We start from the raw sequence: 13,724 nt of genomic DNA on the forward strand, positions 1-13,724 counted from the left end.
CCCCCGGAGTCCCTACTCGTCCCCCTGGAAGGCCTCATGCTCGTCGCATCGCTGTACGTCTACGCGTTCCTCAGCGAATTCATCCTGATCTACCCGGTCTACACCCTGCTGTTCGCCGACACCGGGATGTCCGTCGCCCAGACGTCCTCCCTGTTCGTCATCTGGTCCCTCACGGGAATGGTGCTGGAGGTGCCCTCCGGCGCCTGGGCCGACACCGTGTCCCGGCGGCTGCTGCTGTGCCTCGGCCCGCTGCTGGCCGGGCTGGGCTTCGCCCTGTGGGTGCTCTTTCCCTCTTACTGGGCGTTCGCGGCCGGGTTCGTGCTGTGGGGCGCGGCGGAGGCGCTCGGCTCGGGCTCGTACGAGGCCCTGGCGTACGAGGAGCTGGAGCGGCGCGGCCAGGCGGGCCGGTACGCGGGCGTCATGGGCCGGGCCACCTCGCTCGGCCTGGCCGGCGCCGCGTCGGCGATCGGCGTGGCCGTACCCGTCTTCGGGGCCGGCGGCTACCCCGCCGTGGGCGTGGCCAGCGTGCTCGCCTGCGTCCTCTGCGCGGCCACGGCCCTGACGCTCCCCGAGCACAGGTCCCGCGGCGACGCCGGTGACCGGCGTTACCTGGCGGTGCTGATGGAGGGCGTCACCCTGGCCCGCGCGGATCGGGGCGTGCTGCGCGCGGTCCTGCTGGTGTCGTTCGTGACGGCGATCTGGGGGGCGCTGGAGGAGTACGTGCCGTTCCTCGGAACCGAGACGGGCGTGCCCAAGGCCGCCATCCCGCTGGTCGTCCTCCTGGTCTGGGTCGGCGCCACGGCGGGCGGCCTGCTGGCGGGGCCCGCCGAGCGCATGCCGGTCCGCGCGTACGCCCTGATGCTCGCGCTGGCCGCGCTGGCCATGGCCGCGGGGGCGATGGGCGGGCACCCGGCCGGGTTCGTGCTGATCGCCCTGGCCTTCGGGGCGTTCCAGCTGGCCGGGGTGCTGGCCGACGTACGCCTCCAGGAGCGGATCACGGGGCCGGCGCGGGCCACCGTGACCTCGGTCGCCGGTCTGGGCACGAACGTGGTGACGCTCGGCGTCTACGCCGCGTACGGGGCGGCTTCGCCGTACGCGTCGCACGGGGTGACGTTCGCGCTCCTGACGCTCCCGTACGTGCTCGTCGCCCTCCTGACGGCTCGGTCGCGGGTGCCCGCGGGTCAGTAGCGGGACGGGATCCGCCTGGGCAGCGGTGGCGGCGGCGGGTCCGCCGGAGCCTCCTCCTCGGGTGGCTGCGGCGGCTCCGCCCGTACGGCGGCCCGCCAGCGGGAGGGGAAGGCCGAGGCGGCCAGCAGCACGCATCCCGCGACCAGGGCCCAGGTCTCGGCCAGCTCCGCGTACGCCCGCGCGTACCCGGCCGGCATCAGGGCGGGCGCCACCACCCCCGGCACCCGCGCCAGCGCCGCCGCGGCCAGCCCCGCGAGGACCAGGCCCGGCACCAGCGACGCGATCGGCGAGATCCGCGACCCCGCCAGCAGGCCGGCGACGACCATGGTGGCCGCGAGCACGCCCACGGCGACCCATCCGCCGCCCAGGCTCGCATAGTAGAGAAATCCCGCCGCGATCAGCGGCGTGGCCAGCAATCCCGTGCCGGCGCCGAGCAAATGACGAACACCATTGCGCACAGAGAACACCTCCAGCAACGGGACCTTACCTACCTATCTGGGCCTTCGCCTTAAAGGCGGCAAATTCCATATTCAGGGCCATGGCCAAAAAGCCCCCATAACACCGAAATAGAGCCTGTTTGGTATCTAAGCAGGACTCGAAGCAACCGTTAGCTTGACAGCACCCCCACCCGAGGAGTGCACATGTTGAGTAAACGCTGTGCGCTGACAGGCGCGATCATCCTCGCCGCCTGCCTGGCCACCCCCCTCAGCCCAGCAGCAGCTGACCCGGCACCTCAATCCGCCTCCCCCGCACCACCCGCGATGATCGACGCGCTCGAACGCGACCTCGGCCTCTCCGAGGCACAGGTCGTCGCCCGCCTGGCGAACGAGGAGCGCGCCATGGCCGTCGAGTCGAACCTGACCACCGCACTGGGCGGTTCGTACGGCGGCGCCTGGCTGAACGCCGACGCCTCCAAGCTCATGGTCGCCACCACGGACCCGGCGACCGCCCCCACCATCGAGGCGCAGGGCGCGCAGCCCGTCGTCGTAGCGCGCTCGCTGGCCCAGCTCAACGGCGTCATGACGCAGCTCGACCAGGCCCCGAGGCGGGCCAAGGCCGCGGCCGCCCTCTGGTACGTCGACGTGACGACCAACACCGTCTCCGTCCAGGCGCCCACCGTCGAGGCCGCCGAGGCCCTCGCCGCCGCCGCGGGCGTGGACAGGAGCGCGGTCACCGTGTCGGCGACGGCCGAGCGGCCGACGACGTTCATCAACATCATCGGCGGCGCGGCGTACTACATCGGCTCCAGCCGCTGCAGCGTCGGCTTCGCCGTCACCCGCGGCACCACCCCCGGCTTCACCACCGCGGGCCACTGCGGCCGGACCGGCTCCAGGACCACCAACCCGACGGGCACCTTCCAGGGCTCGTCCTTCCCGGGCAACGACTACGCCTGGGTCGCCGCTCCCGGCAACACCGCCACCCCGTACGTACGCGGCTCCGGCGGCGCGAACGTGACCGTCCGCGGCTCCACCCAGGCCTCGGTCGGCTCGTCCATCTGCCGCTCCGGTTCGACCACCGGCTGGCGTTGCGGCACCATCCAGCAGCACAACGCCAGCGTCACCTACCCGCAGGGCACGGTCAGCGGCCTGACCAGGACCAGCGCGTGCGCACAGCCCGGCGACTCCGGCGGCTCGTTCATCTCGGGCAGCCAGGCGCAGGGCATGACCTCCGGTGGCTCGGGCAACTGCTCCATCGGCGGCACCACGTACCACCAGCCGGTCAATGAGGCCTTGAGCGTGTACGGGCTCACCCTCCGTACCGGCTGATCCACCTGAAGACGGCGCGGCGTGCCCTTCCCCGGGCGCGCCGCGCTTTCCCTATTTTGGGAGCTGTGCCGATGACTTCTCGGGGGCCGGCCGGTCTGTACATCGACCCGTCAGAAAGAGAAGGGACCTCGCCATGAAGAGACCCGTTCTGGGCAGCCTGCTGCTGTCCAGCACCGACCCCGACCGGCTGCGCTCCTGGTACGTCTCCTCGCTCGACCCGGAGGAGAACACCGACGTCAACGGATACCGGGTGCTCAAGTTCGGGGAGTTCTTCCTGTTCATCGACTCGCGGGCGGACGTGGCCGACAAGAACCCGGAGCCCGGCAGGATGATCCTCAACTTCGACGTGGAGGACGCCCGGGCCGTCACGGCACGCATGGAGCAGGCCGGCGCGCAGTGGCTGGCCGAGCTCGAGGACCGCGACGGCAGCCTGTTCGCCACGGCGATCGACCCGGACGGCAACTACGTCCAGATCATTCAGCTCAGCGAGGAACACCGCAAGGGGATGTAGAGATGCTCGGCACGACCAAGGCGTTCAGCGGATTCTCGGTCAACGACACCGGGGCCGCGAAGAAGTTCTACGGCGAGACCCTGGGGATCCGGGTCACGGAGGAGAACGGGCTCCTGACGCTGCACCTCGGGGGCGGCACGGAGGTGCTGGCCTACCCGAAGGGGGACGGCCACGTACCGGCCACCTTCACGATCCTCAACTTCCCCGTCGAGGACATCGACAAGGCGGTCGACGAGCTGACGGCCCGGGGGGTGCGGTTCGAACGCTATGAGGGCCTCGGCCAGGACGAGCGCGGCGTGGCCCGCGGCGAGGGCCCACCGATCGCCTGGTTCACCGACCCGGCCGGGAACATCCTGTCGGTCCTGCAGCTCTAGGGCGCTCCAGGACCGCGGGGACGTGAGGGAGTGGGCGCACACCACCGCGCTCCTCCCCTACCTCCCCCTGACTTTTACAAGGCCAAGTGCTGGTTCTACCGCGACAACCGGCTCCTCGGTACCCGGACCACCCACACCATCGAACTCTGACGGCTCAGGGGGAGGCGGCCCAGCGCGGGGCCGCCTCCCGCTATTGGATGGCCAGACGGTAGCCATGTTCGCTGGACCGGGGGCAGACGAAGATGTACAGGGATGCGTACCGGCCGAGTTGGAGCGTGGTGGGTTCGAGCGCCTCCCAGCATTCGGGCGTGGCGGATCGGAGGTGGCGATCTTCCAGGGGCCGCCATCGGGGTTCGCTACCGCCGTCCCATTCGCTGCTGTCCAGTTGGAGCAGCGGCTCGGTCTCGGTGCCGCAGACCTCGCAGGGGAGCTCGTACATGTCGGTGAGGTGCCAGGACTCCCAGCCACCGATCTTGCAGCCCGGCGCGATGGACAGCAGGTACTGGTACTCGGCCTCGGTCTCCTCATCCCATTTGTCGAGAGCCGCTTCGAGCTCCTCGGGTAGTTCTTCGGGATAGGGAAATTCAGTGACCCGTTCGAGGTGCAGCACGCAGGGGCGCGGTAGGTAATAGTTCATGCTCAGCTCGGCCGCCGGAGCGTCAGGAGGGCTGGCCGCCGTGTCGTGGGGTCGCATGGGCGGCTCGGCGAGGACGTCGGTGAGGTCCGAGGTGGTACGCCAGACCAGCAGCGGAAAGGGCACGGGATTGCCGTCCACGATGTGATCATTGGGGCACCACAGCACCTGGAGCAGATCCGTGCCCTCGGGAAAGGGGATCTCGGGGATGTCGCGCGCGTAGAACTGGGCGACGCCGACCATGGGTATCGGACTCTCCGGCGTTCGGTCCCGGGGACCTCCCGGGGTCTCCTCGGTGTAGGGGATGTTCACGGAGACTGTCCGGTCGCACACCGGCCACGGCTCCGCGGCCGGCCAGATCAGCGGCCCTCCGATGTGGCTGTCGTGCATGCTCGGGTTCCCCGGTCGCGGATGCAGGCGTACGGCCGTTCTGGCGTACGCGCCCAGTTCGGGGAACAGCTGGGTGACGTCGACCGGCGGGCTGGAGGTGGTGCGGACCATGACCATGGAGCCTAGATCGGCGACACCTCCACAAGAAAGGTCGAATCGCCCCGACCCCGCCCGACGAAACTAGCCTTCGTCCGGTGAGCCAATATTTCCGAATCGGTGACCAGGTCCTCTGGAATCCGTCGAACGGCGTCGCCCGCCTGTTCATGCGATCAGCGGAGGCACTCGCCCCCGAAACGGGACTGCCGACGGGTCTCGGCCCCATGGAGAGCGACGAATGCGAGATCGACCTGACCGCCTTCACCGCCTTCGTCGGGGCCCTCATCGACCGCTACGAGCGTACGAACCACCCGATCCTGCACTCACTCATGGAGGGCTTCATAGCGACGGCCCTGGTGCTCGTGGAGCGCGCCGGAGCCGAACTTCCCCCACCCGGCGCGGACGACGGCAGTCGGCGGGACATACAGGCGAGCAAGGAGTCAACCTGGCCACCAGGCGGCGGCCACGTACGCGACGCCGAGCGATGGGCGGCCCTTTCGGCCCGACACGCTCGGGCGATGCCCCGCTGAGAGGAAGTGCCCCCACATAGCTCAGGTCGCCGACCGAAACTGGCCGAGAGTCATCCAGTTGCCCTCGGGCAAGCGGGTCATCAAGGCAGGGCCGGATCGGGACGATGACGACGACCTGGGCTGGGAGGTACGCGAGGCGGTCGTACTGTTCGACTCCGCCATTCCCGGTGGCGAGCGGGAGCCCGGCAATGGCCTCATCGATCTCATGCCCGACGCATGCTCAACTTCATCAAGTGCGAGAGTCGAGCATCATTGATCAGGTCAGTTTCAGGAGGTGAGCGCTGGGACTGTAATCTATCTTCCAGTCTGCGTATACACCTAGGCTTCCGTCACTAATGCAGCGCAAGCCAATGCTGACCCAGCGCACTTCACCGTCGTTGCGGAAGGCGAACCCGACTGCCACAGCGAACTCCGCGCCCCCACATGGGCAGGCACATTCACCGAGATCGGCCTCATCCACGTAGTCGGCGCTGTCTGCAACATAGGAGGCATCCCCGCATGCGACGCAGACCCGTTGTACACAACCTTCAACGTCATCGGCCATGACGTTGAAGTGCTTTCCAGTGCATCGGGCGCACACTGCCTCACTCACTCGCTGGACGGCGTAGCCACCCGGTTGGTGCTCGCGGAGAAGGTCGGCGAGATCCTCGAAGTTATCACCCCGCCAGAGATGGCCTGACGTATTGATCGCCATGGCAGCTGAGTCTAGGGCCATAGGTTACGGCTCTACAGCGCGTAACTGTTGCAGCGAAGACATGGCCTTCCATGCCTTCTCCATGTGTTCTACGCTGCGTCTACTCGTGGCGAGCCCACGGTCTTTCCGAAGAGCAGAGCACAGAGGAGGGCCGTGAACGTGAAGCCGGTCACCGCAGGGGCTGCTATCAAGAGGGAGAGGCCGTCGAGGGTGCAGGGGGCCAGGTTGCCCAGCCCGCGTTTGAGGTGAGACCACACGATCTCCACCGGGTTGAGTTCGGGCGCGTAGGTCGGTAAGTAGAACACTGTCAGCCACGGGCGCGCGTCGATCAGAGTGCGCATCGCTGCGTCGACGTGGGTGTTGACGTTGTCCCAGAGCAGCACGATCGGCCCGCAGAGTTGCTGGTGGGCGGCATCCAGCAGGCGGGCGTAGTCGGTCTCGGTGAACCCTTTGCGTTCGTTCTTGCGGCGCCGGTAGATCCGCATGCGGTAGATCAGGCGGGTCCGCCGCCCCGGCTTGAGGCAGATCAGCCCGGCCAGGTTGATGCGCCCGGAGCCCTTGCCGGAGACGGTGACGGTCGGGGTGCGTCCACGGCGGGACCAGGTACGGGCCGCAGGTGGCCTCAGCGATTGCCCTGCTTCGTCGGCGAAGCAGAGCCACGCGTCCTGGTCCCGCGCCGTTGTTCCGCCAGCGGCCAGGTTCCTTCACCCAGGTGGCGATCGCCTCTTCGTCACGCTCGATGGCGCGGCGCTGGGGCACCTGCGGGCTCCAGCCCAGCCGATGCAGCAGGTAGGAGATCCCGCGCGGGGTGTAGGAGACGTGGAACAACCTGCCGACCAGCACCGTGACCCGCGCCAGGGTCCACCGCTGATCCTCGCTCCACCCCCACACGGCCGGACCGGCGTCCAAGGCGGCTTCCAACCGCTCCACCTGCGCGACGTTCAGCCGGCACTGCTGCCCGCCAGGCCCCTTCGACACCAGCGCCTCGGCTCCTGCCGTGCGCCAGGCCTGGTGCCAGACATAGGCCGACTTGCGGGAGACCCGCAGACGCTTGGCCACCGCAGGCGGCGACATGCCCGCGGCGAACAGCCCGGCAGCCTCCAAGCGGACTTGTTCACGCTTGGCTCGCGCCGCCGGGGTCAGACCACCACCATCCGGATAACGCATCCCACCGGCATACTCCCGAACCCCGTCGCGAGCACGCAACCACGCCGTGTTACCTCAGACTTTTAATCGCTGTAGGGCCGACTTCATAAGAGACGCACAGAGTGATTGTCACGGATCAGGGGCGGACGGGTCGATGTCCAGACACCGAGCATGAGAGCAATACGCGATCGCGTGCACGACGCCCGCCACACCTCCGCGACGCTCCTCATCGACAGGGTGTGAACAACCGCGTCGTACAGGAGACCCTCGGCCATACCCGAGTGACCACAGAGCGCTGCACCCACGTATCCACACCCTCATGCGGAACGACGGCGAGCGCCGGACCTCCAGCGTTCTGGGGTGACTCGTAGCTCCGTGGCAGCTATGAAGCCCTCAAAGACCAAAGAGGCCCTCTCCCCAACCAAGGGAAGAGGGCCTCCTACCTGCGGAGGATCGGGGATTTGAACCCCGGATGGGCGGTAAACCCAAACCGCATTAGCAGCTCGGGGCGCGGCCGTCCCGATCCGTTCCACCTGGACCAACACAGCCTGGCGGTCCAGGTAGAACGGGCTGGTACGGAGGTGAACTGCAACCCGAACTGCAACCCGTTACGAGTACAGGCAGGCTGCTCACACTAGGGACACCGCTTGGGGACATCACCCGACTCCCGCACCTCGTCTGTGGTTTCCCCTCGTTTCCCGTCCTACCGGTCACACGACAGGCACGTCTGACAGACTCACCAGGTGATCACGGATCCACTTGCCTTCCTTCAGTCTTGGTACGCCTCCTGCTGCGACGACGACTGGGAGCACAGCCACGGCGTGACGATCGACAGCCTGGACAACCCGGGATGGCGTATGAAGATCGACCTTGTTGGTACGCCCCTCGCAGGAACCGCGCTGGACCGCCTGCTGGTGGAGCGGGCCGAGGAAGATTGGCTACACGTCTGGAGCGATGGCACCCACTTCGAAGGAGCGTGCGGTCCTCTCAACCTTGGTGAGATGCTGGAGGCGTTTCGCGGCTTCGCCGACGGCGCTGTCTAGCCTCCCTCCGATGCTCCCCATCGACGTCGCTTCTCCTCAGAAGTGCACTGGAGAACGCAATTCACTCCTGAACCTGCGGCTTAAAGATCCAGTTCAACCGTTCCGGATCGTTCAGTGCAGGCCAGCGGGCATGGGAGGTCCGTTCTGGAACACGGTAAGGATGACGGCCTTCCCGGCGTGATCATGGCAGTAATCCCCAGCGGTGTGCACCCCTCTGCGCCATGCCAGAGCTCCAGGCCTGCTGCGTGAACAATCCGGTGGGCGGTCACCAACTCTACGCCTGTAACTGCCGATGCCCAGGGAACTGCCCCCGTCAAAGGCCGGCGAAGTAGATAAATCTAGCGCGACGCTGTCGACGCCCTTGACTCAAGGGTGCTGGCCGGGGTACTCAAGCGGCGAGGAGGCTGGAAGCAAGCCGGTGATGGTTGTGATGGCATCTTCCCAAGCAGATTCAACGCGAGGAGAGACGGCCCAGTCGTGAGCCAGGAACAGGCAGGTGAACTCTGGCGGGAGTGCTGGCCTGAGGCTGGTGTAGCGCCTGCTTGTCCCTCACTCGAGATGACCCCTTGGCAAACCAGATGGAAGAGAGCCACAGTCGTCCTTGCTTCTGACTAGACTCAGCCGTATCTACCCAACATCGATTGGACTATAAAAGTGAGCCTTACCGAACAAATCGCCGCGAAAGCAAAGGAAATTCATACCGATGGCTACGCGATGTCCATCGGTGAGGTTCTTTCTCTATACCGCGATCAGGATATTGAGATACATCCGGAGTTCCAGCGAATCTTTCGCTGGACAGACGAGCAAAAGTCGCGCCTGATCGAGTCAATCTTGCTTAGCATTCCAATTCCGCCGATCTTCGTCTCACAGCGCGAGGATGGGATCTGGGATGTGATTGACGGAGTTCAGCGGCTATCCACGATATTCCAATTCATTGGCATCTATCGCAATGAGGATGAGGAACTTGCAGAACCTTTGACCTTGAAGGGTACTGAATATCTCCCCGATCTCGACGGTTACCGCTGGGAAGTAGCAGGCCAATCGGGCAAGGTATTCACCGACGCTCTCCGCCGAGATGTAAAGCGCGCCAAACTTGAGTTTCGGATTATCCGGAAAGAATCCGACCGGAACGCTAAGTATGATATGTTTCAACGCCTCAATGCTGGCACCCATCTTTCGCAGCAGGAGGCCCGAAACTGCCTCCTAGTGATGGTTAATCGTGCCATGTACGGCGAGATAACGGAGCTCTCTAAACTCAATGATTTCCAAAAAGTGTGCCTCGTCTCGGAAGCGAAGGAAAACGAGGCATATCATCAAGAGCTTGTGCTTAGATTCTTTTGCCAGTATGACTACAAGGGTAGTAGTTCAGAACTACCAATGGAATATGGGGAGTACGTCACGGACTGGATGCGCGAGGCGGCCGAGATGTACGATAATCCCGCCGGGAACAAAATAAAAACTGATATTTTCCAGCGCACCTTCAAGTTGCTCGCGAAGAGCCTAGCTGATGATACTTTCCGCCCTTGGAACGGGAAGCGTCATTCCGGGCCTTTCTCCATTGCTTCATATGAGTTCGTCACTTCTGGGGTCGGTGCAAATATCGACTATTGGGAGTCGCGTACGAGTACTGAGCTTGCCGATCGAATCCGCGAGATCTGGTCAGCTGCAGAGTTCAAGGGAAACTCGGGTTCCGGCGTAAGCCCTCGCCGACGTGTGCCAAAGCTAGTACTTAACGCTCGGAAGTACTTCACTAAGTAGTGTCATGGCGCCCAGAACTGTTGACGAGATCGAGGATCTTCTAGACTCCTCGTTTGCGTGGCGGCGTGTAGAGCTGCAGGCTCTCGGTGCGGCGATCGCTGATGCTGAACGGAGCTCTCCGAACACTCCCTTAACGAGGGCCCTCGCGCGGAGTGGCGTAGCGTTGTTATACGCACACTGGGAAGGCTTTTTTAAGGATGCATGCCAGGCATACGTCGATTATGTCGCAAAGCGCAGGCTACTCTACTCGGAGTTGAATGATGGTTTCTTGCGCACCGTCATGATGGCTCTCGGGAAGCGCGCGGCTACCGGAGACGAAGCAGGGCTGGCGGTACTCTTCGAGTCGATTCGCGAGCCAGAAAAAAGTCGCGCGCGCATACCTAAAAACACTATTGTCGACACTAAGTCGAACCTGCGCTACGTCGTGCTGGTGGAGATAATGAGGGCGATCGGGTTCCCTTATGATCACTTCGCCACTAAAAATAATCTTATCGATAAGACTCTCTGCGATGGACGCAACTCCATAGCGCATGGTCGTGACTATTTTCCTGCATCGGGATCTTTTGTCGATCTTCACGCTGAGGTGCTGGAGATGATGGAAGACTTGCGAAGTGTAATAATGTCCAATGTGCGTACTGAACAATATAAACGCAGCAGCTCTGGCAAATAGATGCGATGCTGAGACCAGTTTGCTAGTTGGGGTAGCTGCCGTAGGACTGCGTAGGGCCCGATTGGGCATGTTTCGCGGCCAGCCACGTTGCTCGGTGTCTCAGGGTGAGGAACGAACCCTGAGACGTCGATCGCCCCCAACCATGTATAGCCACCAGCCACGATGTGGCGATCGTAAGGGCTGCATTTGTGCGGCGGTGTGGCAACTCTGGCCAGAGCTTTCGGTCGGGACGGCGCGGCAGGCGTGCGGTGCCCGGCCCGGTGTCCCGCCGCCGTCCGGGACCGGCCCCCAGGCCGCACGCCCGGACGGCCGGCGGGCGGAGGGCCGGGGGTGCGGCGGTGCGCCGCGCCGCCGCCTTGATACCTACAAGAACTATTCGGCAGTGCGCCGGCCATACCTAACACCTACCGACTCCACAGTCGGGATCGTGGGCAGATGGGACAAGTGGGGTCCACAACCATGATCCTGGTCCTTGCCCTTCGCGATCAACCCAGAGCCGGAGCGCCCGGAGGGAGGCGTTCACTTACCCGAGGAGGGCCAACGGGCTCTGTATCCTGTGGCTTGCGGTAGGATACGAAATCGGAGTTCTGTCCCGTCTGCTGGTGGGACGAACTCTAGATCGTCTAGTTCGCTTCATCTTGGCACATTCGAATCCTGGACCACAGATCCATGATGAGGGGCGTGCCATGAGTAAGCCGAGGCGGTCGCGACTAGTGCGGCGTTTGGATTCCGCGACAGAGGTCCTAGAGGCTGCAACTCGTCTCGCGGGGGGCACGGCGGGGCTACTTCGACAGCTGGTAAGCCTTGTCGGGTGGCTTGTGCTACTAGGTAGCTCGGTGCAGCTCTTGGTCCATCCCGGAGTGTCACCTCAAGAACTGATCGCCCCGGCAGCAGGAGCGTTTGCGATCATTCAAGGTTACCTCAAGTACCCAGCTCGCTTCATGAGCAAAGCGCGGAAAAATCAAGCGATTAGTGATTCGAGTGATGCACGCTCAGCCTCTCCTCGCCAAACCTCCGAGGCGACGGAACAAGAGCCCTAACGCCAAGCAACTCTTGAGCCGAGTGTACGATACTCAATTGCTGGTGGCCTCTGTCCAATAACTGTTTAAAAGGCGTTTATGGTCGCAGCCAATCACTATCCGGCCTGCACAGCAATCGGGCATTATTGTAGGCCATATCGAGCGTGAGGACGGTTTCTCCTCTATATTGACGATCTTGGCTTGACTTTCTGCTTACGACCAAAGCCAAGTCTGCCTTGCCTGGTTGCACCAAGCATAGAGGAAGAAGCAGTTGGACAGACCCTCGATGAAATTGCGGAACAGCAGTCTTATAGTTTCTGAATACTCTTTTCTGGGTCTCGGCGCGAGCGGCAATTAGTGCCTGTCGCGCTAGATGTCGATTTTCGCGCAGCTCGCCGGGAAACCGTGCTATGTTGTCGTTAATGATGTGGTCAATATCCATGTATAGCTCGCAGCGACGGTCGTATAGAAGAACTGCTGGATCATCGAAATAGTTCGCAAGCTCGGGAAAGCTCTCGAATTTGCTGAGCATTTCATGATCGCTTTCTGCATGGAACCCGCTAAGCCGCCAACGGCGACCGTCTTTCCCTGTATCCTTGCCGACGAAGAGGGCATAGATCTCCTCTTGGTTTGGTGTAACTAGACCGGTGTTGAAGCAAGAATACGGTACATTGCCCGCTCTCCCCACTGCAATCTTCTTTCCTGGCTGGTCGGCATCTTCACTTTCGAGGCGCCCAAAGGTGTGAAGCAGATAATTCTTTAGAACGGGATATGAACTCTGCGGGAGGGGGTTCGCAAGATAATTCCACGGTTCAGTTTCTGCCTTTGATGAAAGGGAATTGAGCCATCTTTCTTCAGGCCCGAGATCGGCGAATCGAAGGAGAGGAGGACGCGAATCCTCACGTTTAATTCGAATCGCACGTACTCGCCCGTCAGATCCAGGTCCGAGATCGTATTGAACTCGCTCGCCCTCTTCGGCAGTAGTCCTTCCTGCACCAGACGAGAGAATATCGCTATGGTGGAAAAAGACATTTTCGCTCTCGTCGTCGGGCCTTATGAAGCCGAAGCCCTTTTGGTGATCAAAGTTCGCAACAACCCCAAATTGGCGACCCGTGCGAGGGCGGACCTTGACGGCCTTTATTTTTCCGGTCTTCTGGTCCTCATAGTCGGCAAATTCTACTGGCTCTCCCCGAAGGAGATACCTATAACCTCCACCCTCAATATCGCTATGATGGACAAATATGTCTTCCCCGTCGTCATCTCGCGCGATAAATCCGAAGCCTTTATCGTTGTTGTAGTACTTAACGATTCCGGTGGCCATTAACCCCTCCCCCTCTCTTCGCCTAACGGCGCATAGACTCGCAATTTCCCCCTGTATCACTCCTGTCACATTTGTCACTACAATCCAGCATTCACCTTAATTATACCTTGATCACTATTTGTGTACAGTCTAGGAAAGGGACTCAGCTCGGTTGACTTCTGGTCGATCGCTCCCAGCCACCTCTGAAGTCAGCCATGCAAGGGCGATTGTGGGACTGCATTTGCGCGGCGGCGAGGCGCTGGGGTCCTGCTGGGTCCGCTCTCTCGTTTTGGCATCGGGTATCCGTGCTGGGCGGCGGCTTCAGCCGCGAACCCTCCGAAGCCGGTCGGCAAGGCTGCGCGCCCGGATGGCGGAGCGGACTGGGGCCGTGGGAAGACGGCGCGCTGCGCCGTTTTCAGCGATGATCAGAGGGAGCATTCACACGCAGAGCTCCGGCACCTTGAAGTTGCTATCTTGGCCTCGATGACTCACGCCTTGATCGTCCTGAGTAATGGGTTCGGTGTGGCGGAGGTTTCCGCCTGATCATCCTGTTCGTTCGCTCGGTGTGCCGTAGTGTGCCGCCCGAGGCGCTCGGATGGGCGGCG

Annotated in this window: 13 protein-coding genes and 1 pseudogene; 8 read left to right on the forward strand and 6 right to left on the reverse strand. The window is 63.2% G+C overall.

Going from position 1 to position 13,724, the window contains the following annotated elements; genetic code table 11:
- Positions 1-36: 36 nt before the first annotated feature.
- Positions 37-1,188, forward strand: a complete 1,152-nt coding sequence (locus ACBJ59_RS51705; RefSeq protein WP_375117353.1) for an MFS transporter — start codon at positions 37-39, stop codon at positions 1,186-1,188.
- On the opposite strand, the gene ACBJ59_RS51710 is transcribed toward ACBJ59_RS51705, so the two are convergent.
- On the reverse strand, positions 1,182-1,646 hold the full coding sequence (locus ACBJ59_RS51710; protein WP_375117354.1) for a hypothetical protein: 465 nt from the start codon (positions 1,644-1,646) through the stop codon (positions 1,182-1,184). The two genes, ACBJ59_RS51705 and ACBJ59_RS51710, sit on opposite strands and share 7 nt — an antisense overlap.
- 183 nt (positions 1,647-1,829) lie before the next feature.
- Here ACBJ59_RS51710 and ACBJ59_RS51715 point away from each other — a divergent pair, with 183 nt between their 5' ends.
- The 3 genes from ACBJ59_RS51715 (at position 1,830) to ACBJ59_RS51725 (ending at position 3,839) form a co-directional block, all read left to right on the forward strand.
- A complete protein-coding gene (locus tag ACBJ59_RS51715) occupies positions 1,830-2,954 on the forward strand; it encodes a S1 family peptidase (RefSeq protein ID WP_375117355.1) in 1,125 nt (374 codons plus the stop codon).
- Positions 2,955-3,087: 133 nt separating this feature from the next.
- The gene (locus ACBJ59_RS51720) at positions 3,088-3,465 is read left to right on the forward strand and encodes a VOC family protein (RefSeq protein WP_364111180.1); all 378 of its coding nucleotides are present in this window, start codon (positions 3,088-3,090) and stop codon (positions 3,463-3,465) included.
- Positions 3,466-3,467: 2 nt separating this feature from the next.
- Positions 3,468-3,839 (forward strand): VOC family protein, encoded by a 372-nt coding sequence (locus ACBJ59_RS51725; RefSeq protein WP_375117356.1) that lies wholly within the window; start codon positions 3,468-3,470, stop codon positions 3,837-3,839.
- 190 nt (positions 3,840-4,029) lie between these two features.
- Here ACBJ59_RS51725 and ACBJ59_RS51730 read toward each other — a convergent pair whose 3' ends face one another.
- Entirely contained in the window at positions 4,030-4,974 is a 945-nt protein-coding gene (locus ACBJ59_RS51730; protein WP_375117357.1) for a hypothetical protein, read from the reverse strand.
- Between the two features lie 83 nt (positions 4,975-5,057).
- On the opposite strand from ACBJ59_RS51730, the gene ACBJ59_RS51735 reads away from it, so the two are divergent.
- Positions 5,058-5,489 (forward strand): DUF6086 family protein, encoded by a 432-nt coding sequence (locus tag ACBJ59_RS51735; RefSeq protein ID WP_375117358.1) that lies wholly within the window; start codon positions 5,058-5,060, stop codon positions 5,487-5,489.
- Between the two features lie 256 nt (positions 5,490-5,745).
- On the opposite strand, the gene ACBJ59_RS51740 is transcribed toward ACBJ59_RS51735, so the two are convergent.
- From ACBJ59_RS51740 to ACBJ59_RS51750, 3 genes and pseudogenes are all read right to left on the reverse strand, one after another.
- Positions 5,746-6,183, reverse strand: coding sequence for a hypothetical protein (locus tag ACBJ59_RS51740; RefSeq protein WP_375117359.1), 438 nt, complete (start codon positions 6,181-6,183; stop codon positions 5,746-5,748).
- An 89-nt stretch (positions 6,184-6,272) separates the two neighbouring features.
- The gene (locus ACBJ59_RS51745) at positions 6,273-6,881 is read right to left on the reverse strand and encodes a transposase (protein WP_375117367.1); all 609 of its coding nucleotides are present in this window, start codon (positions 6,879-6,881) and stop codon (positions 6,273-6,275) included.
- A gap of 61 nt (positions 6,882-6,942) precedes the next feature.
- Positions 6,943-7,350, reverse strand: a pseudogene (locus ACBJ59_RS51750) (transposase); the annotation flags it as partial.
- 722 nt (positions 7,351-8,072) lie between these two features.
- Between ACBJ59_RS51750 and ACBJ59_RS51755 the strand changes: the two are divergent.
- The 3 genes from ACBJ59_RS51755 (at position 8,073) to ACBJ59_RS51765 (ending at position 10,800) form a co-directional block, all read left to right on the forward strand.
- A complete protein-coding gene (locus tag ACBJ59_RS51755) occupies positions 8,073-8,372 on the forward strand; it encodes an immunity 53 family protein (protein WP_375117360.1) in 300 nt (99 codons plus the stop codon).
- Positions 8,373-9,026: 654 nt separating this feature from the next.
- On the forward strand, positions 9,027-10,130 hold the full coding sequence (locus ACBJ59_RS51760; protein WP_375117361.1) for a DUF262 domain-containing protein: 1,104 nt from the start codon (positions 9,027-9,029) through the stop codon (positions 10,128-10,130).
- A 4-nt stretch (positions 10,131-10,134) separates the two neighbouring features.
- Entirely contained in the window at positions 10,135-10,800 is a 666-nt protein-coding gene (locus ACBJ59_RS51765) for an MAE_28990/MAE_18760 family HEPN-like nuclease (protein ID WP_375117362.1), read from the forward strand.
- A gap of 1,116 nt (positions 10,801-11,916) precedes the next feature.
- Here the strand turns inward: ACBJ59_RS51765 and ACBJ59_RS51770 are convergent.
- Positions 11,917-13,140, reverse strand: a complete 1,224-nt coding sequence (locus ACBJ59_RS51770; protein ID WP_375117363.1) for a DUF3825 domain-containing protein — start codon at positions 13,138-13,140, stop codon at positions 11,917-11,919.
- Positions 13,141-13,724 lie beyond the last annotated feature (584 nt).

The organism is Nonomuraea sp. MTCD27, from assembly GCF_041950495.1.
In the GTDB taxonomy this organism is placed as follows: Bacteria; Actinomycetota; Actinomycetes; order Streptosporangiales; family Streptosporangiaceae; genus Nonomuraea.